The organism is Herbaspirillum sp. LeCh32-8, from assembly GCF_017814915.1.
Classification (GTDB): Bacteria; Pseudomonadota; Gammaproteobacteria; order Burkholderiales; family Burkholderiaceae_D; genus Herbaspirillum.
In genome coordinates this window covers 124,955-149,884 of record NZ_JAGIPZ010000010.1, presented here as the reverse complement: position 1 = coordinate 149,884, position 24,930 = coordinate 124,955, and the positions used below count along the sequence as shown (strand labels likewise).

16 protein-coding genes are annotated in these 24,930 nt (G+C 63.4%); 14 read left to right on the top strand and 2 right to left on the bottom strand.

What is annotated here, in order from left to right:
- Positions 1-8 precede the first annotated feature (8 nt).
- From J8I26_RS17320 to J8I26_RS22835, 5 genes are all read left to right on the top strand, one after another.
- Complete coding sequence (locus tag J8I26_RS17320; protein WP_209608342.1) at positions 9-1,058, top strand: glycosyltransferase family 1 protein; 1,050 nt, start codon at positions 9-11, stop codon at positions 1,056-1,058.
- Positions 1,059-1,435: 377 nt separating this feature from the next.
- Positions 1,436-3,577, top strand: coding sequence for a methyl-accepting chemotaxis protein (locus tag J8I26_RS17315; protein WP_209608341.1), 2,142 nt, complete (start codon positions 1,436-1,438; stop codon positions 3,575-3,577).
- A 542-nt stretch (positions 3,578-4,119) separates the two neighbouring features.
- Positions 4,120-5,832 carry a methyl-accepting chemotaxis protein gene (locus tag J8I26_RS17310; protein ID WP_209608409.1) on the top strand — a complete coding sequence of 571 codons (1,713 nt, stop codon included), beginning with the start codon at positions 4,120-4,122 and terminating at the stop codon, positions 5,830-5,832.
- Positions 5,833-6,183: 351 nt separating this feature from the next.
- Positions 6,184-7,926 (top strand): methyl-accepting chemotaxis protein, encoded by a 1,743-nt coding sequence (locus J8I26_RS17305; RefSeq protein ID WP_209608340.1) that lies wholly within the window; start codon positions 6,184-6,186, stop codon positions 7,924-7,926.
- A gap of 195 nt (positions 7,927-8,121) precedes the next feature.
- Entirely contained in the window at positions 8,122-9,795 is a 1,674-nt protein-coding gene (locus J8I26_RS22835) for a methyl-accepting chemotaxis protein (RefSeq protein ID WP_209608339.1), read from the top strand.
- Between the two features lie 62 nt (positions 9,796-9,857).
- Here J8I26_RS22835 and sixA read toward each other — a convergent pair whose 3' ends face one another.
- Complete coding sequence (gene sixA / locus J8I26_RS17295; RefSeq protein WP_209608338.1) at positions 9,858-10,334, bottom strand: phosphohistidine phosphatase SixA; 477 nt, start codon at positions 10,332-10,334, stop codon at positions 9,858-9,860.
- 277 nt (positions 10,335-10,611) lie between these two features.
- Positions 10,612-12,759, bottom strand: coding sequence for a polyphosphate kinase 1 (gene ppk1 / locus J8I26_RS17290; RefSeq protein WP_209608337.1), 2,148 nt, complete (start codon positions 12,757-12,759; stop codon positions 10,612-10,614).
- 434 nt (positions 12,760-13,193) lie between these two features.
- Here ppk1 and pstS point away from each other — a divergent pair, with 434 nt between their 5' ends.
- The 9 genes from pstS to bcsA all read left to right on the top strand — a co-directional run bounded on the left by pstS (position 13,194) and on the right by bcsA (position 24,928).
- The gene (gene pstS / locus J8I26_RS17285) at positions 13,194-14,249 is read left to right on the top strand and encodes a phosphate ABC transporter substrate-binding protein PstS (RefSeq protein ID WP_209608336.1); all 1,056 of its coding nucleotides are present in this window, start codon (positions 13,194-13,196) and stop codon (positions 14,247-14,249) included.
- Between the two features lie 185 nt (positions 14,250-14,434).
- Entirely contained in the window at positions 14,435-15,445 is a 1,011-nt protein-coding gene (pstC, locus tag J8I26_RS17280) for a phosphate ABC transporter permease subunit PstC (RefSeq protein WP_209608408.1), read from the top strand.
- On the top strand, positions 15,445-16,344 hold the full coding sequence (pstA, locus tag J8I26_RS17275) for a phosphate ABC transporter permease PstA (protein ID WP_209608335.1): 900 nt from the start codon (positions 15,445-15,447) through the stop codon (positions 16,342-16,344). Before pstC ends, pstA begins: the two co-directional genes overlap by 1 nt.
- A gap of 33 nt (positions 16,345-16,377) precedes the next feature.
- Positions 16,378-17,178, top strand: coding sequence for a phosphate ABC transporter ATP-binding protein PstB (gene pstB / locus J8I26_RS17270; RefSeq protein ID WP_209608407.1), 801 nt, complete (start codon positions 16,378-16,380; stop codon positions 17,176-17,178).
- Between the two features lie 178 nt (positions 17,179-17,356).
- The gene (gene phoU, locus J8I26_RS17265) at positions 17,357-18,067 is read left to right on the top strand and encodes a phosphate signaling complex protein PhoU (protein ID WP_209608334.1); all 711 of its coding nucleotides are present in this window, start codon (positions 17,357-17,359) and stop codon (positions 18,065-18,067) included.
- 117 nt (positions 18,068-18,184) lie between these two features.
- Positions 18,185-18,862, top strand: coding sequence for a response regulator (locus J8I26_RS17260; RefSeq protein WP_209608333.1), 678 nt, complete (start codon positions 18,185-18,187; stop codon positions 18,860-18,862).
- A gap of 64 nt (positions 18,863-18,926) precedes the next feature.
- Positions 18,927-20,237, top strand: a complete 1,311-nt coding sequence (phoR, locus tag J8I26_RS17255; RefSeq protein WP_209608332.1) for a phosphate regulon sensor histidine kinase PhoR — start codon at positions 18,927-18,929, stop codon at positions 20,235-20,237.
- A 227-nt stretch (positions 20,238-20,464) separates the two neighbouring features.
- Positions 20,465-22,117, top strand: a complete 1,653-nt coding sequence (locus J8I26_RS17250; protein WP_209608331.1) for a methyl-accepting chemotaxis protein — start codon at positions 20,465-20,467, stop codon at positions 22,115-22,117.
- Positions 22,118-22,513: 396 nt separating this feature from the next.
- Positions 22,514-24,928, top strand: coding sequence for a UDP-forming cellulose synthase catalytic subunit (gene bcsA, locus J8I26_RS17245; protein ID WP_209608330.1), 2,415 nt, complete (start codon positions 22,514-22,516; stop codon positions 24,926-24,928).
- Positions 24,929-24,930: the final 2 nt, after the last annotated feature.

The window sequence follows — 24,930 nt, the reverse complement described above, 5'->3', positions numbered from 1 at the left end:
ACAGTTTTATGCGCATTGCCATCATCAGCGACGCGGGAGAGCCGCAAGTCAACGGAGTCGTCAACACACTGCGGTCCACCGTGCGCTGCCTGCGTGCGGCCGGGCATGAAGTGCTGATGCTCACGCCGCGCGACTTCCGCACTTTTGCCTGCCCGACTTATCCGGAAATCCGCTTGGCCTACCAGCCCTACGCGCGCATTGCCGAATCGCTGGGGCACTTCCAGCCGGACTGCATCCACATCGCCACCGAAGGGCCGATGGGCCTGGCTGCGCGCCGTTACTGCGTACGCCACAAGCTCAACTTCACCACCGCGTATCACACCCGCTTCCCGGAATACCTGGCCGCGCGCAAGCTGCTGCCAAAGGCCATCACCTATCGCCTGCTGCGCTGGTTCCACGGCCGCTCGCAAGCGATCATGGTGCCCACGCCGGCGATGAAGCTGGCGCTGGAAGAAGAGGGTTTCCGCAACGTGGTGCTGTGGGGGCGCGGCGTCGACACCGCGCACTTCCGCCCGGCGGTGGAAGACCACGCCTGCATCGAGCGCCCGCTGTATCTTTACGTCGGCCGCGTGGCGGTGGAAAAGAACATCGAGTCCTTCCTCAAGCTCGACCTGCCCGGCACCAAGTGGGTGGTGGGCGATGGCCCGTTGCTGGAAGAGCTGACCCAGCGCTATCCCAAAGTGCGCTTCCTGGGCGGCAAGGGCCATGACGAACTGCCGGCCTACTACAACTGCGCCGACGTGTTCGTCTTCCCCAGCAAGACCGACACCTTTGGCCTGGTGCTGCTGGAGGCGATGGCTTGCGGCATCCCGGTGGCGGCCTACCCGGTCGAAGGGCCGATCGACGTGGTCGACAACGGCGTCTCCGGTGTCCTCAAGAACGACCTCAAGCAAGCCTGCCTGCAGGCGCTGAAGCTGGACAAGGACGCCGTGCGCGCCCACGCCGAAAGCCGCTCCTGGGAGTCCGCCACCCAGCAGTTCCTGCAGCACCTGCATCTGGCGCATCGCCCGGCGCAGGAAAAGCTGGCAGGCATCAAGACCGCGCCCGAGTCACACTGAGCGGCACGGTTTTTCCCCAAGTATCCGCTGCCTGCTGCCTGCGCATCCGCCGTCCGTGGCAACCGATGGTGCGGCGGGATGTTGCTTGCGCACAGGCAATGCTGTGATGCGTCCACGCGTCAGTTCGCGCCCTCCATCGGTGAGCGAGGGTTAGCGTGTCTGCAATTCCGATCTTTGCGTTTGTTTTTCCCTTCCGCCACCAGTAAGGATTTGCGCGCCGTTACCTCACAATAGGAACGATTTTTGCTATATCAAAAATGTTTATTCGGTTGTTTGAACCGCCGGCGTCGCCATAACAATCGGGGGTGGTGCGCAGCTGGTTTCCGGATGACAGGTTCTTTTTTTTGATGCTGCAAGTTCGGGAAATGGGGGATGTGATGAAACGTTTGCTGGCCAATCTGATGCTGTGGCAAAAATTTGCCCTGCTGGGCGTGGTGGGGCTGGTGCTGTTCGGCGTGCCGACGGCGCTCTACATCGGCAGCACCGAGCAGGTGATCGCATTCAAGAAGATGGAGATCAAGGGCGTCGAGCCGGTGCGCCGCCTGTTGCGCAGCGTGCAACTGATCCAGCAGCACCGCGGCATGTCGGCCGTGCTGCTCAATGGCGACGCCGGCGTGGCCGCCGCGCGCGAAGCCAAGGCCCAGGAAGTGGGCAAGGCGCTGCAGGCGCTGGAGGACAGCCTGGCGGCAATGCAGAAGGACGACCCCGGGATAGGGCCGCTGTTGCGCGCCCAAGTCGAGGCCTGGAACAAGGTGCGCGACGGCGTAGCCGGCAAGAGCCTTGCCGCGCCGGCCAGCTTCGCCGCGCACAGCGCCGTGGTGGCCGGCATGTTCGACCTCAGCGAGCGCGTGCTCGACTACTTCAAGTACACCACCGATCCCGACTACGACAGCACGCAGCTCATCAATGCCGCCTTCATCGCCATGCCCGGCCTGACCGAAGACCTCGGCCGCGCGCGCGCGCGCGGCGCCGGCCTGCTGCTGAAGAAGGAGGCCAAACGCGACGACCGGCTCGATCTGGCGGCCTTGCTGGAGCGGGCGCAGGACAAGCTGAACGCGGCGCAGAAATCCTTCGCCAAGGCGGTGGACGCCAATGCCGCGCTCAAGGACAAGCTGGGCCCGGCCTTCGCCAATGCCGGCGAGCTCGGCAACGGCGTCATCAAGCTGGCGCGCGAGCAGATCCTGACGCCGGAAGAAATCAGCTACGCGTCGGATGCCTACTTCAAGCAATTCACCACGGCCATCGACGAGCAGTTCAGCACCATCGGCCGGATGACCGAAGTGCTGGCCGCGCAATTGGATGATCAGAACCAGATCCTGCGCCGCAAGCAGCTGGCGGTGCTGGGATCGATCCTGCTGCTGGCGCTGGTGGCGGCGTGGTTCGGCGTGCTGATCACGCGTTCGGTGACGCATCCCATCCTGCAGTCGGTCGACCTGGCCAGGCATGTCGCGGCCTGCGACCTCACCGTGCGCGGCCAGGCGCTGGGGCGCGACGAATCGGCGCAGCTGCTGGGCTCGCTCAACGAGATGACCGGCAGCCTGGGCGGCATCGTCGGCAATGTGCGCAACAGCATCGATGTGATCCAGCATGCCTCGCGCGAGATCGCCACCGGCAACGCCGACCTGTCGCGCCGCACCGAGTCGCAGGCTTCCAGCCTGGAGGAGACCGCCAGCGCCATGGAAGAGCTGACCTCCACCGTGCAGCAGAACGCCGAGAACGCGCGCGAAGCCAACCTGCTGGCCAACTCCGCCTCCCAGCTGGCCGCGCGCGGCGGCGAGGTGGTCGGCAGCGTGGTGCAGACCATGGGACAGATCAAGGACAGCTCCAGTCGCATCGTCGACATCATCAGCGTGATCGACGGCATCGCCTTCCAGACCAACATCCTGGCGTTGAATGCGGCGGTGGAAGCGGCGCGCGCAGGCGAACAGGGGCGCGGTTTTGCGGTGGTGGCCTCCGAGGTGCGTTCGCTGGCGCAGCGCTCGGCTTCGGCCGCCAAGGAGATCAAGGAACTGATCGGCAACTCGGTCGAGAAGGTGGACGCCGGTGGCAAGCTGGTCGACGAGGCGCGCGCCACCATGGGCGAGATCGTCGGTTCGGTGCAGCAGGTGGCGCACATCATGAGCGAGATCACGGTCGCCAGCCAGGAGCAGAGCACCGGCATCGGCCAGGTCAACGACGCCATCACGGAGATGGAATCCATCACGCAGCAGAACGCGGCGCTGGTGGAAGAAGCTGCGGCGGCCGCCGAGAGTCTGCAGAAGCAGGCCGAGCTGCTGTGGAATACGGTCAGCGTGTTTCGCACCGTTGAGGGTGCAGCGCATTCGCAGCCGGTGCAGACTGCAGTGAGCGCGCGGCCTGCAATGAAGGCAGTGGCGAAGCCGCCTTCGACGGCGGCAGCAGGCGTCGCCAAGCCCGTCAAGCCGATCGCCAGGCCGGCGACCGCGAAGACGCCCAAGGCCATCGAGGCCAAGCCGCAGAAGACGGCGAAGACCGGCCCCGACGATTGGGAAGAATTCTGAACCGGTAGTCGCGACGCCCGGCGAGAACTTGTCATTTAGATCGCGCGCGCATTGGCATTTGTGCAATGCGCGCGTGTTTTCACCGGGTCCATCCGGCGTCGCCAACATGAGCTGAACGCTCATCGCCGGAGGTCTTGTGCCCCCTTTCGGGGCGCTTGCCCCGATTCGGACGAACTATGCAAAAGGCACATGAAAGCATGCCTACAAAGCATTGGCTCGCGATCAGGGGCTCTTCTAAGATGCCGCACGTCGAACCGTGACAAGAACAAGCCGTTTGCGAGTTGCAACGGCACCCGCCAGCAACATAAGCTGCGCTTCGGCAATATCCAGACCAACAAGATGCTTTGCGGCTGCCGGTGTTCCGGCTTGCCGCTATTGCCGCATGTTCTTGCGCCTGCGACGGGTTCTCCTCGCGGCTGCGGGCATGAATCATGCTGACCATCGGGCAGACGCCCGGGCATGAGGCGATAGGGAGGGCGCACTCCGGCCACGCTGCCGGACGATGTCTGCAACACTTTGTTCTTACAGGGAAGAGCATGTCCATGATTCAACATCTCAAGATCGGCACACGATTGGCTTTCGGCTTTTGCCTCATTTTGCTGTGCGCGGCCGCGCTCTTGGCAATCGGCCTGTGGCGCATGGCCGAGCTGGAAGCGTCCAGCGAATACGTGATCGACAAGAAGGTGGCCGCGATGACCACCGCCATGAACATGCGTGAGCTGGGCAGCGAACTGGCGCTGGCGCTGCGCAAGGTGGTCACCCCCACCGATGCGGCCGAAGGCAAGGCCGAAGATGAACACCTGGGCAAGATCCTGGTGGCGTACAACGGTTTCGAAAAGCAGATCGGCGAACTGTCTTCCACCGGACGCGGCAAGGAGTTGCTGGGCGCGGCGTCGGCCGAGAGCAAGAAGCTGTTCCCGCTGGTGGAGACCATCCGCCAGCAGGTCGGCAGTGGCAATTACTTCGACGCGGCGCAACAGTTGAAGAGCGATTTCCTGCCCGCGCATGAGAAGTGGATGGCCAGCGTGGGCGCGCTGGCGGCCTTCCAGCAGGAAGACATGAAGGCCGCGCATGCCGACGCCAAGGACAGCTACCGCAAGGCGCAGGCCGGCATGCTGGTGATCGGCGTGCTGACGCTGGGCCTGGGATTCTTCTTCACCTTCGTGATCACCCGTTCCATCGTCAATCCGTTGAAGCGCGCCGGCGGCATCGCCGAGACCATTTCCAGCGGCGACCTGACGCAGGACTTCCATGACCGCGGCCGCGACGAGGCCGCCTCGCTGGTCAACGCGCTGGGCGCGATGCAGGCCAACCTCGCCACCACCTTGAATGAAGTCAAGGAAAGCGCGGCCATCATCGCGGTGGCCTCGCACGAGATCGCGCGCGGCAACGTCGACCTCTCCAACCGCACCGAATCGCAGGCTTCCAGCCTGGAGGAAACCGCCAGCTCGATGGAGCAGCTGACCTCCACCGTGCAGCAGAACGCCGAGAACGCGCGCCAGGCCAACCAGCTGGTGGTCTCCGCGTCCGACTACGCCACCAAGGGCGGCCGTGTGGTGGGCGACGTGGTGGAAACCATGGGTTCAATCAAGGAGAGCTCGCGCAAGATCGTCGACATCATCGGCGTGATCGACGGCATCGCCTTCCAGACCAACATTCTCGCCCTGAACGCCGCGGTGGAAGCCGCCCGCGCCGGCGAGCAGGGCCGCGGTTTCGCTGTGGTCGCCTCCGAAGTGCGTTCGCTGGCCCAGCGTTCGGCCACCGCCGCCAAGGAGATCAAGCAGTTGATCAGCGACTCGGTGGACAAGGTCGACGCCGGCGGCAAGCTGGTCGACGAGGCCGGCGCCACCATGAGCGAGATCGTGACGTCGGTGAAGCACGTGGCCGACATCATGGGCGAGATCACCGCCGCCAGCCAGGAACAGAGCGCGGGCATCGCCGAGGTCAACAACGCGATCACGCAGATCGACGAGATCACCCAGCAGAACGCCGCGCTGGTGGAGCAGGCCGCCGCCGCCGCCGAGAGTCTGCAGGAACAGTCCGATGCGCTGGCGCATGCGGTCTCGGTGTTCAAGCTCAAGCTGGCGGCACCTTCGGCTCCGGTGGTGAGCGCGCCCGCACGCGCCGTCAACCCGACGGCCGAGATCGAGGTGCAGGCGCGCGTGGTGCCCGCAGCGCGTCCTGCGGGCAGCTTGCCGGCTGCCGGACGCAAGCCTCTTCCCGCAGCGCGCGATGATGAGTTCGAGGAGTTCTGAACGACAATTGTTGGAATGGCATGTTGCTTGATTGTTAAGTGCAATCAAGTTGAAATGTAAATCTGCGTAAGCGTCGCGAGCCTCTCAAGGCCGCGGCGCTTTGTTTTTGGCGCGTGCGGTCTCAAGACGGCGTGGGAGGATTGAAGATTTTTAAAAAGTTGCCGTTAAGATAGGGCAGCCAAATCCCTCCCGGGCAATCGTCATGGGGGCGTTCTTGCCGGAGGGAGTTCTAGCCAAGGAATTGAGCGCCATGCTCCGGGACCGGAGCACAGGCAGCCGTCGCAGATGACATGCGACCTTGGGGCTGGGGCGCGGCTTGCCGCGTTTCCTCTCATCCACAGGAACCGTCCAATGTCATTCAAGAATATTTCCATCAAGGCGCAGCTCGCCCTTGCCATCCTTATCCTTTCCACGCTGCTGGTGGCGATCGGCGCCTCCGGCCTGCTCGGCATGTCGGCCGCGGTCAGCATCAACCGCGAGCTGACCGAAGAGCGCATTCCGAAGACCGTGGCCGCCGACAACGTGCTGATCTGGATCGGTCGTCAGCGCACCTCGCTGGACCAGGCCGCCCTGACCGATGACCCGGCCTGGGCCGAGCGCATGTACGGCATGGACGCCAATGCGCGCAAGGAGGCGCTGCAATGGTGGGCCAAGTACACCGCGCTGCCGCAGACCGAAGAGGGCCGCGCGCTGGAGAAGAAGGTCTCCGATGGGCTTGAGAAGACCGAGCAGGCCCTGACCAAGTTCGCCGAAGTGATCAAGACCGGCGACCGCAAGGCTATCGGCGACACCGCGCGCACGGTCGGCACCATCTACACCGCCATGCAGGCGGACGGTCAGGCTCTCAGCAAATACGAGGGAGAGCAGGCCGAGAAGAGCCTCAACGCTTCCAATGCGCGTTATGAAGCGTCGCGCATCTTCTCCATCGTGGCGATCTTGGTGGGCATCGTCCTGGCGCTGTACAGCTGGCTGTCGCTGCGTCGCGCCATCGGCGAACCGCTGGCGCGCGCGCTCAAGCACTTCGACGCCATCGCCGCCGGCGACCTGACCCAGCCTGTGCACGTGCATTCCAAGAATGAAATGGGCCAGCTGCTGAGCGGCCTGGACAACATGCAAACCAGCCTGACCCGCACCGTACGCGCGGTGCGCAGCGGCAGCGACGCGATCGCCGTGGCCACGCGTGAAATTTCGTCGGGCAACCTGGACCTCTCTTCGCGTACCGAACAGCAGGCCGCCTCGCTGGAAGAGACCGCTTCCAGCATGGAAGAGCTGACCAGCACCGTGAAGCACAACGCCGACAACGCCCGCCAGGCGTCCACGCTGGCGGTCAACGCCTCGACCATCGCCGCCGACGGCAATGCGGTGGTCGGCCGCGTGGTGCAGACCATGGAAGAAATCCGCGATAGCTCGGCCAAGATCACCGAGATCGTCAGCATCATCGACGGCATCGCCTTCCAGACCAACATCCTGGCGCTGAACGCGGCGGTGGAAGCGGCGCGCGCCGGCGAGCAGGGCCGCGGCTTCGCCGTGGTGGCTTCCGAAGTGCGCGCGCTGGCGCAGCGCTCTTCCAGCGCCGCCAAGGAAATCAAGGAACTGATCATGCTGTCGGTGGATCGCGTGGAAGCCGGCTCCGAACTGGTGGGCCAGGCCGGCGCCACCATGAACGATGTGATCACCGCCGTGCAGCGCGTGACCGACATCATGGGCGAGATTTCCTCCGCCTCCAACGAGCAGAGCGCCGGCATTGACCAGGTCTCGCGCGCGGTGTCGCAGATGGATGAAGCCACGCAGCAGAACGCCGCCCTGGTGGAAGAAGCCAGCGCCGCCGCCAAGGCGTTGGAGCAGCAAGCCCAGGCGCTGATGCAGGAAGTCTCGATCTTCCACGTCGCCGACGAAGCCGCACCGCGCGCCCGCGTAGCGCCGGCCGCCGCGCCTGTCGCTCGCTCGGCGCCGGCCAAGCCACGCCAGCCGCTGGCCGCACGTCCGGCGTCCAAGGCTGCGCCGGTGGCGGCATTGCCCAAGGTGGAAGCAACGCCGAAGGCCGCGCGCAACCAGCCGCCGTCGGGCGACGACGGTGATTGGGAAACTTTCTGATCTTCTTCGTTACGCACGCAGGATGAACAACGGCCCGGTTTTCCGGGCCGTTTTTAATTGTGAAAACTCCCAATAAAACAATAAATAATTAGAAAAAATTCGATATAAATTTCTCCTTCCGTTTCGCAGAATGAGCCATCCCCGGGCATCGGCAGATGCCCGGCCTTGCGCCCATGGCGCTGACGAGGAGACACCATGCGATGGTTCTATGACTTGCGAATTTCACTCAAGCTCGCGCTTACCTTTTTCCTGCTGCTGTTGCTGACCTGCGTGCTGGGCGTGTTCTCGCTGTTGCAGATCCAGAAGGTCAACCAGTCCAGCCGGTATATGGCGGAAAACCTGCTCCCCGGCGTGCAGGCCTCATTGGAGATCGAGGTCGCGCTCAGTCGTGCGCGCGCCAACCAGATGCTACGGCTGACCTCGACCAGTCGTGACGACGGCGATCGTTACGGCAAGATGTTCGACGAGCAGATTGCGCTGGTGGACGACGCGATCAAGCGCAGCGTCTCCCTGGCCGACATGCCTGAGGAGAAGGTCAACGTGACGCGCGTGCGCAACGCCTTCGACAAATACAAGGGCATTCATGAACGGGTTGTGAGCGCCTATCAGCATGGGCAGCCGGAGGAGGGGCTGCGGCTTGTGCGAGGGGAGGCCGGGCGGCTCTTCAACGATGTGTTCGACAGCGCCAGCACCCTGGTGCGAATCAATGTCCAGGGCAGTAAGGACGCCGATCAACGCGCAGAAAGCATCTACCGCACCGCGCAGGTCATGATCGCGGCGCTGCTGGTGGCGAGCTTGTTGCTGGGTGCCTTGCTGGCGACCTGGCTGGCGCGCATCGTCGGCGCGCCGCTGCAGCAGGCGGTGCAGGTGGCCGGCAGTGTGGCGCGCGGTGACCTGACGGTGGACATCGTTGCCGCCAGCAAGGACGAGTCTGGCCAGCTGATGGCCTCGCTGAAGGACATGAACACCAGCTTGCTGCGTGTGGTCACCCGGGTGCGCCGCGGCACCGACACCATCGCCACCGCGGCCGACCAGATCGCCTCCGGCAACGCCGATCTGTCGCAGCGCACCGAGCAGCAGTCCGGTTCGCTGGAAGAAACCGTATCCTCCATCGAGCAACTCACCGCCACCGTGGGCAAGAATGCCGACAACGCGCGCGAGGCCAGCCGGCTCGCAGCTTCGGCATCCAAGGTGGCGCAGGAGGGCGGCGCGGTGGTGAGCCAGGTGGTCGACACCATGGAGTCCATCAACGACTCTTCTCAGAAGGTGGCCGACATCGTCAGCGTGATTGACGGCATCGCCTTCCAGACCAACATCCTCGCGCTCAATGCCGCGGTGGAGGCGGCGCGCGCCGGCGAGCAGGGGCGCGGCTTTGCAGTGGTGGCCTCCGAGGTGCGCTCGCTGGCGCAGCGCTCGTCGAGCGCGGCCAAGGAGATCAAGACGCTGATCGGCGATTCGGTGAAACGGGTCGAAAGCGGCAGCCGGCTGGTGGCGCAAGCCGGCGCCACGATGGCCGACATCGTCGCCAGCGTGCGCCAGGTGAGCCAGATCGTGGACGAGATCGCGCAGGCCAGCCAGGAGCAGAGCAGCGGCATCGCCGGGGTCAACGCCGCCATTGCGCGCATCGATGAAACCACGTCGCAGAACGCCGCGCTGGTCGAGCAGGCAGCCGCTGCGGCGCAATCGCTCAAGGAACAGGCGGTTCAGCTGACGGAGGTGGTCGGCACCTTCAAGCTGGATGCCGTCGGCGGACGCGAGGCGGCCTTCGCATCGGCGCCGGCATTGCCGCTGCATCGCGCATCTGTCCCGGCACTGCGCAATGAGGCGCATAAGCGGACGCCCGACGAGCTCGACCGGGAACCGTCCTGAGGCGGACGTCGCATGCAAAAACGCCGCCCGATGGGCGGCGTTTTCAATGATGCCGGCGCAGTTCAGCGATGATGCTTGCCGGAGCTGGCCAACAGTTCCGGCGCAATCACCGCCTTGAGGTAGTTAGTGGTGACGTCGCCGCGTTCGCGCTGGGCGATCCACCATACGTTGGCCTTGCGCAGCGACCACTCCTGAGGCTGGCCGCCGATCAATTGCGCCGCCACCAGGCCCAGGGTCGGCTGGTGGCCGACGATGAGCACCGGCTCACGGCTGTCTGGCCAGTTGGCCGCGCGCAGCAGGTCCTCGGCCGATTTGTCCGGCGCCAGTTCCGGATGCACCTTGTATTTGCGCGCCAGCGCTTCGGCGGTCTGCAGCGTGCGGGTAGCCGGGCTGACCAGGATGCGGCAGCTTTCCGGCAAATTGCGGTCCAGCCATTCGGCCATCTTGGCAGCCTGCTTGTGTCCCTTCGGGGTCAGGGCGCGTCCCTCGTCGGGCTCGCCCAGTTCCGCTTCCGCGTGCCGCCACAAAATCAAATCCATCAGACTCTCCTGGTTAGCAATAGGGCTGGCGGCATCCTCATTCCTCCGGCGGTAACGCCGGAATGCTTGGGGCTGCTTCCGTGTCATTTGCGAGACGCGTTGTTCCCGGCAGGCGTGCTGGCAACGCGCGCGGTGATACTGGTGGTGGTGCCACCAGCATCACCGTGCAACGCCGCTAGCGCGCCTGCCGGGAACAACCCTCCGGGAGCTGTCAGCAAGCCACGCCTGCCGTTGTTACAGCTCCTTGCCGTAGCACCGCTACGGCGCGTCGCTGCGCCTAGGCAGACGACGCTTGCTGACTGCTCGCGTTCGCAAATGACACGGGAGCAGCCCCTAATGTCGTCATCAAGTGCTGCTGGGCGCTGAATGCTTGCTGCTTGCTACGCGCCTTCTTCAAGGTATAGACCCCGTTGACATCGAGATGCCAGGAGTTGGTGTTGTCCTTCAGGTAAGGATTGAGGCCCTCGGTGATCACGCGTTTCTTGAGCGCCTTGTCCAGTACCGGGAATGCGACCTCGATACGACGGAAGAGGTTCCGGTTCATCCAGTCGGCGCTGGCCAGATAGACGTCGTGTTTCAGGTCGTTGCGGAAGTAATAGATGCGCGAGTGTTCCAGATAGCGGCCGATGATGGAGCGCACCTTGATGTTCTCCGACAGCCCCGGCACGCCAGGCCGTAGCGCGCAGGCGCCGCGCACGATCAGGTCGATCTTCACGCCGTCGGCCGAGGCCGCGTACAGCGCGCGGATGACCGATTCGTCCAGCAGCGCGTTCATCTTGGCGATGATGCGCGCCGGCCGGCCTTCGCGCGCGATCTGGGCCTCGTTGCGGATGGCGCGGATGGTTTCCTTTTGCAGCGTGAACGGCGCCAGCCACAGGTGGGACAGGCTGCGCGGCTTGGTCAGGCTGGTCAGGTGGATGAACACTTCGTTGACTTCGGCGGTGAGCTCCTGGTTAGAGGTCAAGAGGCCGAAGTCGGTGTAGAACTTGGTGGTGTTGGGGTGGTAGTTGCCGGTGCCGAGGTGGGCGTAGAAGCGCAAGCCGGCGTCTTCGCGGCGAATCACCAAAGCCAGCTTGGCGTGGGTCTTCAGGCCGACCACGCCGTACACCACCTGGGCGCCGGCCTGTTCCAGCTTGACCGCCCAGTTGATGTTGGCTTCCTCGTCGAAGCGCGCCATCAGCTCCACGATCACCGTCACTTCCTTGCCGTGGTGGGCGGCGTAGATCAGCGCCTCCATCAGGTCGGAGTTCATGCCGGTGCGGTAGATGGTCTGCTTGATCGCCACCACGGCCGGGTCGTGCGCGGCGCTGCGGATGAAGTCGACCACCGGCTGGAAGGACTGGAAAGGGTGGTGCAGCAGCACGTCCTTCTTGTCCAGCACGCTGAAGATGTTTTCGCTGATCAGCTGGTGCGGCAGGGTGGGCGAGAACGGGGGGAAGCGCAGCTCGGGCAGGGCCACCAGGTTCACGATCTCGGACAGGCGCACCATGTTCACCGGGCCTTCGACGGCGTACATGCGGTTGCGGTCGATGTTGAACTGGTTCAGCAGGAATTGCGCCAGGTGCTCGGGGCAGTTGGCTGCCACTTCCAGGCGCACCGCCACGCCGAACTGGCGGCTCTGCAATTCGGTTTCCAGCGCCTGGCGCAGGTTCTTCACTTCCTCTTCATCCACCCACAGGTCACTGTTGCGGGTCACGCGGAACTGCGAGTAGGCGGTGATCTCGCGGCCAGGGAACAGCTCGGCGATGTGCGCGTGGATGACCGAGGACAGCAGGCAGAACGAGGTATTGCCCTTGGGCGAGAGGTGGTCCGGCAGCTTGATCACGCGCGGCAGCACGCGCGGCGCCTTGACGATGACGATGCCGGTGCCGCGGCCGAAGGCGTCCTTGCCGGACAGCTCGATGATGAAATTCAGGCTCTTGTTGTGCACCTGCGGGAACGGGTGCGCCGGATCCAGGCCGATGGGCGTGAGCAAGGGGCGCACATGCTGCTCGAAGTAGGTCTTGACCCAGGCGCGCTGAGCCTCGTTGCGGTCGTCGTGGCGCAGCAGGTGAATGCCGTCGGTGGCGAGCTGCGGCAGGATCTCGTCGTTGAGCAACTGGTACTGCCGCGCCACGATGCGATGGCACTCGACGCTGGTGCGCTCCAGCGCGGCGCGCAGCTCCGGCGGATCGATGTTCTCGCCCTCGATGCGGTTGGCCAGCAGGCTGGCGATGCGCACTTCAAAGAACTCATCGAGGTTGCTGCTGCAGATGCACAGGTAACGCAGGCGCTCCAGCAGAGGGACGCGGCGGTCTTCGGCCTGGGCCAGCACGCGGCGGTTGAATGCCAGCTGCGACAGTTCGCGATTGAGGTAGATCGTATTGGCCGGGAGTTCAGGTTGCGCAGCTTGATGGCTGCTTTCCGGTTTTGCTTTTCTGGTCATTGACGGTTCCTGCCATCCACGTTGTGCCGGGGAGTGTAGTAATGAGGTATGACAAGTTTATGACAGATCAAATAAGCATTTGTCACATTTCTTTTATGGAAACGTTTCCATTATTTAATTTTTTACCAATATCTTTCTAAGCACAGGCCTTGATGGATGACGAGGCCTTATTTTTGCCCCGAAGCACGCATCCAGCCAACTGCGGCCTTGCACTCGGAGTCATGGATCAGATCAGGGGAGGCGGAAGGACATTATTGTTTTGATAATGAAATGTTTGCCGTCCGGACATCCGTCCATCGAGGCAAAGCTGACAATGCCCCGTCATAAACTCGTCACATTAGCTGGTTAAAGTTCGCCCTGTCCAAGAAGTGCATCCCACCAACCGTGATGTCTCAGTGACGCTCAATCCGTTCAAAAACATAGGAGTATCAGAAATGGGTTTCAACCAACTGATTAAGTCTGTTGCAATCGCAGCCGCAGTGGCAGGCGCTTTCGCCTTCGGCGGTGCTGTGCATGCAGCAGAAATCACCGGTGCCGGCGCATCGTTCCCGTATCCCGTGTACGCCAAGTGGGCTGAAGAATACAAGGCCAAGACCGGCAACAGCCTGAACTACCAGTCGATCGGTTCCGGCGGCGGCCAGAAGCAAATCAAGGCCAAGACCGTTGACTTCGGCGCATCCGATGCGCCGCTGACCCAGGACGACCTGCAAAGCAGCGGCCTGACCCAGTTCCCGGCCGTGGTCGGTGGCGTGGTGCCGGTGGTGAACCTGGATAACGTCAAGCCTGGTCAGATCAAGCTGTCGGGCGCCGTGCTGGCCGACATCTACGCCGGCAAGATCACCAAGTGGAACGCCGCTGAAATCACCGCCCTGAACCCGGGCGTGAAGCTGCCGGCTGACGACATCACCGTCGTCTACCGTTCGGACGCTTCGGGCACCTCCTACGTGTTCACCTCCTACCTGTCCAAGGCCAACGCCGACTTCAAGAGCAAGATCGGCGCAGGCACCGCAGTGAAGTGGCCGACCGGCGTGGGCGGCAAGGGTAACGAAGGCGTTGCCGCCAACGTGCAAAAGGTCAAGGGTTCGATCGGCTACGTCGAGTACGCCTACGTCAAGGCCAACAAGCTGACCTTCACCCAACTGAAGAACAAGGACGGCGCCTTCGTGTCGCCGGACGACGAGTCCTTCAAGTCGGCAACCGCCAACGGCGACTGGGCCAATACCCCGGGCTTCGCTGTTGATTTCACCGATGCAGCCGGCAAGGCTTCGTGGCCGATCTCCAGCGCCACCTTCATCCTGCTGCACAAGCAGCAAGACGGCGACGGCGCCAAGGCCAAGGAAGTCCTGAAGTTCTTCGACTGGGCCTTCAAGAACGGCGGCGCTACCGCTGCCAAGCTGGACTACGTGCCGCTGCCGGCCAACGTGACCAAGCTGGTGGAAGATTCCTGGAAGGCCAACATCAAGGACAGCAGCGGCAAGGCGGTTTGGTAATCGCATGTCACGCAAGCCTTGAAGGAAGGGCGAGAGCCCATCCGCCAGGAAAGCAAAGCAAGCTTCTTTGAATGAAGCACACGGGTCATCGCAGCGAAAACGAGCAACTCTGACGACAGAGCATTCGCGGCGATGGCCCGTTTTAATGGTGAACTCCAATGAGCACTAATTATTCCACCACGGCTATGTCGAACTCCGAAGTAAAAAAATCCCCGACAGACGCTGAGAGCGCACAAGCCGCGCATCAGCGTTTGATGGCCGTCATGCGCCGCCAGCGGCTGCAGGATTTCTTTTTCCACAAACTGACGCTGCTGTTCGCATTGACCGTGCTGTTGATGCTGGCCGGCATTATCGTCTCGCTCATCATCGGCTCCTGGCCGGCGTTCCAGAAATTCGGCCCGGGCTTCATCACCCGCGTCGAGTGGGATCCGGTCAACGAAGAATTCGGCGCCATGATCGCCATCGCCGGTACCCTGATCACCTCGATCATCGCGCTGTTGATCGCCTTCCCGGTGAGCTTCGGCATCGCGCTGTTCCTGACAGAAATCTGCCCAGCCAAGCTGCGCCGCCCGCTGGGAACCTGCGTTGAGCTGCTGGCCGGCGTGCCGTCGATCATCTACGGCATGTGGGGCCTGTTCGTGTTCGCGCCGCTGTTCTCCGAATACGTGCAGCCTGCGCTCAAGAGCACGCTGGGCCAGATCCCCGGCCTGGGCGCGCTGTTCTCCGGCCCGACCATGGGCATCGGCATCCTGACCGCCGGCCTGATCCTGTCGGTCATGATCATCCCCTTCATCTCCTCGGTGATGCGCGACGTGTTCGAAGTGGTGCCCGCCGTGCTGAAGGAATCGGCCTACGGCCTGGGCTGCACCCGCTGGGAAGTGGTGCGCAAGGTGGTGCTGCCGTACACCAAGACCGGTGTGGTCGGCGGCGTCATGCTGGGCCTCGGCCGCGCACTGGGCGAGACCATGGCCGTCACCTTCGTGATCGGCAACTCGCACCGCCTGTCCTGGTCGCTGTTCGCGCCGGGCAACAGTATCGCCTCCACCCTGGCCAACGAAATCGCTGAAGCGTCCAGCAAGCTGCACGTGTCCTCGCTGTTCGCCCTGGGCCTGATCCTGTTCGTCATCACCTTCATCGTTCTGTCCGCCGCCAAGATCATGCTGATGGGCATGTCGCGCAAGGAAGGAGCCAAATAATGACCCAAGCCACCCAATCCTCCGCCTTCAACGGCGCCGAGAAGCCGCAAGGCCTCAACCCGGTGTATCGCCGTCGCCTGCTGCAGCACCGCCTCGGCATGATCTTCTCCTTCCTGGCGATGGGCCTGGGCCTGTTCGTGCTGGCCTGGATCCTGCTGACCCTGGTGTTCAAGGGCGTGGCCGCCCTGAACCTGGGCCTGCTCACCGAAAACACCCCGGGTCCCGGCGGTGAAGGCGGCGGCCTGCTCAACCCCATCGTCGGCTCCCTGATGATGGTCGGCATCGGCACCCTGATCAGTACCCCGATCGGCATCCTGGCCGGCATCTACCTGGCTGAGTATGGCGAGGAGAGCAAGCTGGCCCAGGTGACCCGCTTCGTCACCGACATCATGCTGTCGGCGCCGTCGATCGTCATCGGTCTGTTCGTCTACGCGATCTACGTGGCCAACGTCGGCCACTTCTCCGGCTGGGCCGGCACCTTCGCGATTTCGCTGATCGCCATTCCGGTGGTGGTGCGTACGACCGACAACATGTTGAAGCTGGTGCCCAACGGCCTGCGTGAAGCAGCCTTCGCCCTCGGCGCGCCGCGCTGGAAGGTAGCCCTGATCGTGCGTCTGCGCGCGGTCAAGGCGGGTGTGGTGACCGGCGTGCTGCTGGCGGTGGCCCGTATCTCGGGCGAGACCGCGCCGCTGTTGTTCACTGCGCTGAACAACCAGTTCTTCAGCACCAACATGAACCGTCCGATCGCCAACCTGCCGGTGGTGATCAACCAGTTCGCCATGAGCCCGTACGACAACTGGGTCTCGCTGGCATGGGGCGGGGCACTGCTGATCACCTTCAGCGTGCTGCTGCTCAACGTGCTGTCCCGTACCCTGTTCAAGCAACAGATCCCCGGCTAATTTATCCAAGTGACCGACATGACTACTGCTCAAATGGCAAACCAGGCATCGAATGCATCGGCCAACGCTGCTGCACCCAAGAAGTCCACGATCGAAATCTCGCAACTGAACTTCTACTACGGTGGATTCCAGGGCCTGAAGAACATCAACTTGAACATCTACGAAGGCAAAGTCACCGCCTTCATCGGCCCGTCGGGCTGCGGCAAGTCGACCCTGCTGCGCACCTTCAACCGCATGTACGACCTGTACCCCGGCCAGCGCGCCGAGGGCAAGATCATGTACGCCGGCAACAACATCCTCGAGCCGGGCCAGGATCTGAACATGCTGCGCGCCAAGGTCGGCATGGTGTTCCAGAAGCCGACCCCGTTCCCGATGTCGGTCTACGACAACATCGCCTTCGGCATCCGTCTGTACGAAAACCTGCCCAAAGGCGAAATGGACGAGCGCGTCGAATGGGCGCTGAACAAGGCGGCGCTGTGGGGTGAAGTCAAGGACAAGCTGCACAAGAGCGGCCTGTCGCTCTCCGGCGGTCAGCAACAGCGCCTGTGCATCGCGCGCGGCGTAGCGGTCAAGCCTGAAGTTCTGCTGCTGGACGAGCCGACCTCGGCGCTGGACCCGATCTCCACGGCCAAGGTGGAAGAGCTGATCGGCGAGCTGAAGAACGACTACACCATCGCCATCGTGACCCACAACATGCAGCAGGCGGCCCGCTGCTCGGACTACACCGCCTACATGTACCTGGGCGAGCTGGTCGAGTTCGGCGAGACCGACCAGATCTTCATGAATCCGGTGCGCAAGGAAACCCAAGACTACATCACCGGCCGCTTTGGCTAATTTGGGCACGGCCTGAGCTACTGCGCATCCCGATCTCAGCACTGCGATGCTCGCCGTACCCCTGTACGGCTGCGCTTCTCCTGCTGACCTCGGGATTGCTCGCGATGCTCATGCCGCACCCCGGTACGTAGTCAGGGCACTTATTTTTTTACAGAATTCAATCAATTAGGGACGTCACATGACCGGCGATCACTCCTCCAAGCAGTACGACCAAGATCTGGAAGAAATCCGTTCCAAGGTGCTCGCCATGGGCGGCATGGTGGAACATCAGTTCCAGGATGCGATTGCGGCTTTCCGCACCGGCAACCTGGAAGTGGCCAAGCGCGTGATGAAGGACGACGAGGCGGTGAACCGCCTGGAAGTCGAGCTGGACGACGCGTGCAGCCACCTGATCGTGCGCCGCCAGCCGACCGCTAACGACCTGCGTACCGTGATGGCCACCATCAAGATCATCACCGATCTGGAACGCGTGGGCGACGAGGCCACCAAGATCGCGCGCACCGCGATCCACCTGCACAAGCGCGGCATCGGCCTGGTCTCCCATTACGAGACTGTAGCCCTGATCGCCGAGCAGGCCACCGACATCCTGCGCAGCTCGCTGGATGCTTTCGCCCGCCTGGACGAGAAGCAGGCGCTGGAACTGATCAAGCAGGACGCCAGCATCGACCACGGCTTCCGTTCGATCACCCGCAGCCTGATCACCTTCATGATGGAAGATCCGCGCACCATCTCCGGCTCCATCGACACCTTGTGGGTGGCCAAGGCGATCGAGCGCATCGGCGACCATGCCAAGAACATCGCGGAATACGTGGTGTACGTGGTGGGCGGCAAGGACATCCGTCACACCGACTTCGGTTCGGCCAAGGTGATCGACGAAGACGAAGACTGAACCAGTGGCACCCGGATCCGCGCGGAAAAGAACACGGTGGCCAGCCTCTACGAGCTGCCGGCCCGCGCGGTGTCCATGGCGGAGGGAGACCCGCACATTTCATAAGACGTAGATTAAATGACCACTATCCTGATCGTCGAAGACGAGCCGTCGATTGCCGAGCTGATTGCGTTTACGCTCAAGGAGGCCGGCTGGTCCAGTTTCGTCGTCAACAACGCCGCGGCCGCCTGGGACTTCGTCCAGCACCGCGCGCCCCAACTGGTCCTGCTGGACTGGATGCTGCCTGACCGCAGCGGCCTGCACCTGCTCTCGCGCATTCGGGCCGACCGACAGCTGCAGCAGCTGTCGGTGATCATGCTGACCGCCAAGAGCATGGAAGAGGACAAGATCGCCGGCCTGGACAACGGCGCCGACGACTACATCACCAAGCCGTTCTCGCCGCGCGAGCTGACCGCGCGCATCAAGGCGCTGCTGCGCCGCAAGAGTCCCGAGCATGCGCAGGAAGTCATGTCGGCCGGCCCCATCACGCTCGACCCGGCCAGCTGCTCGGTCACCCTGTCGGGCGGCAAGATCGATATCGGCCACGCCGAATACAAGCTGCTCAAGTTCTTCCTGGCCCATCCCGACCGCGTGTTTTCCCGCAGCCAGCTGCTGGACCGCGTCTGGGGCGACCACGTGGTGATCGAGGAGCGTACGGTGGACGTGCACGTGCTGCGCCTGCGCAAGGCTCTGCGCGATGCCGAATACCTGATCAAGACCGTGCGCAGCGTCGGTTACATGCTGTCGACCAAATAGGGCTTATTGGGCGACAATAAGGCATCGGCGCATCCGCGCTCCCACGATTTTTCTTGCGAGTTCAATGAGTCCACAACTGCTGTTCTGGATTCCCGCCGTCCTGCGCCTGGTGCTGTGCCTGGCGGGAGCGGGAGTCGTAGCGTTCTTCTTCGGCCCGGTCGCCGGCCTGGTGGTGGCGGTGCTGGGGGTGGCGGCGATGATGATCACCCATCTGCATTACCTGTACCGCCTCTCCAGCTGGCTGGACGATTCCGGCCAGTCGCGCCTGCCTGACGGCTGGGGCGCCTGGACCGACGTGTATGCGCGCCTGTATCGCATGCGCCGCGACGACGAGAAGAACCAGGCCGAGCTGACCGAGTGGCTGGCGCGTTTTCGCCAGGCCATGAGCCTGCTGCCGGACGGCGTGGTGATCATGGACGACGTGCTGTTCCTCGAATGGTGCAACCCGGCCGCGCAGCAGCACCTTGGCTTGCGGCTGGACCGCGACAAGGGCATGCGGGTCACCAACCTGATCCGCAACCCGGCCTTCATCGACTACATCATCCTCGGCCGCTACGAGCAGCCGCTGACGCTGGCGCTGCAGGAGCGCAAGCTGATCGTGCAGATCATCCCGTTCGAGAACCGCCGCCAGATCCTGGTCACGCACGATGTCACCGAGTCCGAACGCATCGACATGATGCGTCGCGACTTCGTGGCCAATGCCTCGCACGAGCTGCGCACGCCGCTCACTGTCATCAACGGTTTCCTCGAGATCGCGCTGTCCCAGCCCAAGCTGGACGAGCAGACTCGCGCCGCCCACCTGACCCTGATGACCGAGCAGGGCGAGCGCATGCAGAACCTGATCGACGACATGCTGACCCTGACCCGCCTGGAGTCGATCGACTACCCGCTGCGCTCCGAGGTGGTGCGGGTGCAGGCGCTGCTGGAAGGCATCGCCGAGGAGGGCCGGGCCTTGTCCGCCGGCAAGCATCGGATTTCGCTGGAGGTCACCGGGCCGGATCTGAAGGGCAATGTCGACGAGTTGCGTAGCGCCTTCACCAACCTGGTCACCAACGCCGTGCGCTATACGCCGGCCGACGGCCGCATCATGCTGCGCTGGGAGAGCGACGACAAGGGCGCCCATTTCTCGGTGCAGGACACCGGCATTGGCATCAGCCCCGAGCACATCTCGCGCCTGACCGAGCGCTTCTACCGGGTCGACAAAAGCCGTTCGCGCGAGACCCAGGGCACCGGGCTGGGCCTGGCGATTGTGCGCCATGTGTTGTTGCGCCACCACGCTACGCTGGATATCCAGTCAGTGCCGGATCACGGAAGCACCTTCACGGTCTATTTCCCGGCAAGCCAGACGATTGGGGATTTCGTCGACGCAAAATAAGAATTTGATAGCAAGGGACGCCACGGCGTCCCTTCTTTTTGCCCGTACGGAAGCCCGACAGGAAGGAAAGGGGATTAGTAGAAATACGAATATCAGCTGACGGGAATTATTCAGGACAATGGCGCGCTTCGGGAAAAACCCGATGCCGCAGCGGCCGGGGGGCCGTTAACATCCGCCGGCGGGTGCTTTGCCCGCTTCGCTGCATTCATTTTCGACCGGGGAACAACATGGCATTTTTCGCCAACATGAAGATCAGCAAACGACTGGCAATGGGCTTTGCCCTCATTCTGATCGCCGCCAGCGTCGTCATTGCGCTGTCGATCTGGCGCCTGCACGGCATCGCCATGGCCACCGAGGCCATGATGCAAAAGCCGCTGACCAAGGAGCGCCTGGTCTCCGACTGGTATCGCACCATTCACACCAGCGTGCGCCGCACCACGGCCATCGCCAAGAGCGCCGATCCCAGCCTGGCGGGCTTCTTCGCCGAGGATGCGGCATCGGCCTCCAAGCTCTCGACCGAACAGCAGAAGGCGATCGAGGCCCTGCTTTCCTCCGACGAGGAAAAAGCCGTGTTCGACAAGCTGTCGGCGGTGCGCAAGGATTACATCAAGTACCGCGACGCCATCTCCAAGGCCAAGGCCGAGGGCCAGGCTGAGGAAGCCGCGAAGATCCTGGCCGGCCCCTATGACGCCGCGGCCAAGGGCTACCTGGACAACCTGCAGCAGCTGCTCAACGTACAGCGCGCCGGCATCGACCATATCGCCAACGACATCCAGGGCATCTATGAACAAAGCCGCAACCTGATGCTGGTGCTGGGCGTGCTGCTGTTCATGTCGGGCTGGCTGTTCGCCTGGCGCCTGGCGCTGAGCATCACCCGTCCGCTGGAGCGCGCTGTCAGCGTGGCCGAATCCGTGGCCGAGGGCGACCTCACGCTGCGCATCGACGCCGAACTGGCCGCGCGCCGCGACGAAACCGGCAAGCTGCTGCATGCGCTGCAAGCCATGACCGACAACCTGGCGCGCATCGTCGGCCAGGTGCGCAGCGGCACCGACGCCATCGCCACCGCCTCGCGCGAGATCGCCGGCGGCAACCTCGACCTCTCTGCCCGCACCGAACGTCAGGCCGGCTCGCTGGAAGAAACCGCATCGGCCATGGAAGAGCTGACCTCGACCGTGCACCAGAACGCCGACAACGCGCGCCAGGCCAACCAGCTGGCGGCGTCGGCCTCCCAGGTAGCGCAGCAGGGCGGGGAAGTGGTGTCGCAGGTGGTGCAGACCATGGGCTCGATCAACGAGTCCTCGCGCAAGATCGTGGACATCATCAGCGTGATCGACGGCATCGCCTTCCAGACCAATATCCTGGCGTTGAACGCCGCAGTGGAAGCGGCGCGCGCCGGCGAGCAGGGCCGCGGCTTCGCGGTGGTTGCCTCCGAAGTGCGCTCGCTGGCGCAGCGTTCGGCCTCGGCCGCGAAAGAAATCAAGCAGCTGATCGACGACTCGGTGGCCAAGGTCGGCACCGGCAGCGAGCTGGTCGGCCGCGCCGGCACCACCATGGATGAGGTGGTCTCCAGCGTGCGCCATGTGGCCGACATCGTCGGCGAGATCACCGCCGCCAGCCGTGAGCAAAGCGACGGCATCAGCCAGGTCAACCTGGCCATCACCGACATGGACCAGACCACGCAGCAGAACGCCGCGCTGGTGGAGCAGGCCGCCGCCGCCGCGGAAGCCATGCAGGAACAGGCTGCGCGCCTGTCCGACGTGGTCAGCCAGTTCCGCCTGGCCACCCAGGATCAGCAGGCCTACGCTGCGGCGTCGGCCGCGCCTTCGGCTCCACGGGCGGCAAGCCGAGACATCACGCCGGAGCTGCCGGCCTTGCGTTGAGCCGCTGCGGCTTTTCGCCGCGGCTTGAAAATGATTGTAAGGATTGACCGTCATGCCGGATCGCGTAAGCAGTCCGGCATTTTTTTCGTCCTGCGCTTTGTGTTTGTCTTGCTTGAGGCGCGGCTTTCTCAACCTGCGCCGGCCTCAGGGAAATCCCGATAGGAGGAGATCGCTTGCAGTTGCACAATCGAAAATGGTGAAATTTTGATCGTTTGATAATGTTTCTGTGAAGAACTCATTCCCGAAGTATTGATCTATGTAATCAAAATTATTCCAATTTAATTAAGAACATTTACTATTAACCTTCCTGTTTCAGGCTGATCAGGCGGCCGGGCGGCGTCAATTCACGTGCCCGGCGGGCAGGCTGTCTTCCATACGCAAAAAGAACAAGCATCCATGGCCAAGCAAGACACGGACGATCTCGCGCTGACCGTAGCTCCCCATCGCGGCAAAGGCATAACTGCCCGCCTGGGCATTCTGGCGCTATGGCTGGCGGTGGCCCTGGTACTGCTGGCGGCCATTGCGATCCGGGTCGACCTTGCCGCCCAGTTCGTCATGGCCGGCAGCGCCGTGGGCCTGATGCTGCTGATGCGCACGCTGGGTTATGTGCGGCGCTTCCGGGTGTTCTTCCTGCTCCTCTCCAGTTTCCTGCTGCTGCGCTACATGTGGTGGCGCACCTTCAACACGCTGGCCTACGACAACTTCTTCGATTTCGTCTTCATGGTGGCGCTGTACATCGCAGAGGTGTATGGCATCGCCATCGCGCTGCTGAGTTTCTTCGTCAACGTCCATCCGCTCAAGCGCGAGTCGCCGCCGCTGGACACCACGCCGGGCAAGGTGCCGGCGGTGGACGTGCTGATCCCGACCTACAACGAGCCCACCGAGCTGCTGGAAGTGACGCTGCGCGCGGCGCTGGACATGCGTTATCCGGCCGGCCAGCTGCGCGTGTATCTGCTGGACGACGGCGGCACCGTGCAAAAGCGCACGCAGGCCTCGCCGGCCAAGGCGGCCGAGGCGCAGCAGCGCCATATCGAATTGCAGGAACTGGCGGCGCGCCACGGCGGCCACTACATCACGCGCGAGAAGAACCAGAACGCCAAGGCCGGCAACGTCAACGAGGCGCTGGCGCATTGCAGCGGCGACCTGGTGCTGATCCTGGACGCCGACCACGTGCCCACGGTGGACTTCCTGGAGAAGACGGTCGGCTTCTTCCAGCAGGATGAAAAACTCTACCTGGTGCAGACGCCGCACTTCTTCATCAATCCCGACCCGGTGGAAAAGAACCTCGACATGTTCGGCCGCATGCCGCCGGAGAACGAGATGTTCTACGCCGTGATCCAGCGCGGGCTGGACTTCTGGGACGGCGCCTATTTCTGCGGCTCGGCCGCGGTGATCCGGCGCTCGCACCTGGATGAAGTGGGCGGCATCGGCGGCGTCTCCATCACCGAGGACGCCGAGACCGCCATGAAACTGCACGCCAAGGGCTACCGCAGCGCCTACCTGAACGAGCCGCTGATTTCCGGCCTGCAGCCCGAGACCTTCTCCAGCTTCATCGTGCAGCGCCTGCGCTGGGCCCAGGGCATGGTGCAGCTGTTCCTGCTGCGCAATGTGTTCGCGATGAAGGGACTCTCCATTCCGCAAAAGCTGTGTTACTTCTCCAACACCTTTTACTGGTTCTTCAGCTACGCGCGCGTGATGCTGCTGCTGGCGCCGATGGCTTACCTGGTGCTGGGCCTGCGCTTCTACAACGCCAGCATTCCCGAGTTCTTCGCCTACGGCCTGCCGGCCATGGTCGGCGCCATCCTTACCTCGGATTACCTGTTCGGCCGCTACCGCTGGACGCTGATCTCCGAACTCTATGAGATGCTGCAGTCGCTGTTCTCGCTGCAGGCCATCTTCATGGTGATCAAGAACCCGCGCGCGCCCAGCTTCAACGTCACGCCCAAGGGCGAGCACCTGGAGCACGACGCCGTGTCGCAGCTGGCCGGGCCGTTCTACTTCGTTTATGCGGCGGTAATGCTGACCATGGCGGTGGGCCTGTTCAAGCTGTTCCACGCCCATGAGCACCGGGACGTGATCATCTCGGCGCTGTGCTGGGATCTGCTCAACCTGATCATCCTCAACGCCTGCATCGGCGTGCTGTACGAGCGCAAGCAGCGGCGCGCGTCGCCGCGCGTGCCGGTGGATCTGTTTGGTGAAGCCGTGAAGATCACCGCCTCGCCGGACACCCCGGCGGTGTTGTCGCAGGCGCTTGAAGACGGCGCCACGGTGCGGCTGGAAGGCGAGGCGAAGGCCGCAGCGCATGCCGTCTGGCATGAGCCGCTGCCATGCCAGGTGATCGACATCTCCGCCGGCGGCGCGCAGCTGCAGTTCGACATCGCGCTGGCGCAGCAGGTTGACCTGGCGTTCAACCACCTGCGCGTCTACAACCGGGCCATGGGCCATGAGAGCCTGTTGCCGGTCGAAGTGCGCAGCAGCTTCACCTCGCGCGACAAGACCCGCATCGTGGTCGGCGTGCGCTTCACCGACCGCAGCGTGGCCGGTCTCTCAGAGACGGTGTCGCTGTCTTCCGGCGACAGCGCCCGCTGGACCGCCTATCGCGCCAGTCGCAACCAGCGCCTGGGCATCTTCGGCGGCATCGCGCTGCTGGTGCGGCTGGGGACGGTGCATGCCGGCCACCAGTACTACTTGTTCTGCAAGGGCCTGGGCGCCTACCTGCATCGGCGTCTGGTGGCGCCGGTGCTGGCCACCCGTTTCGTCGCTTCGCTGCCGTATCGCCTGAAGCGCTTTTATCGTTATCTCATCCAGTAAAC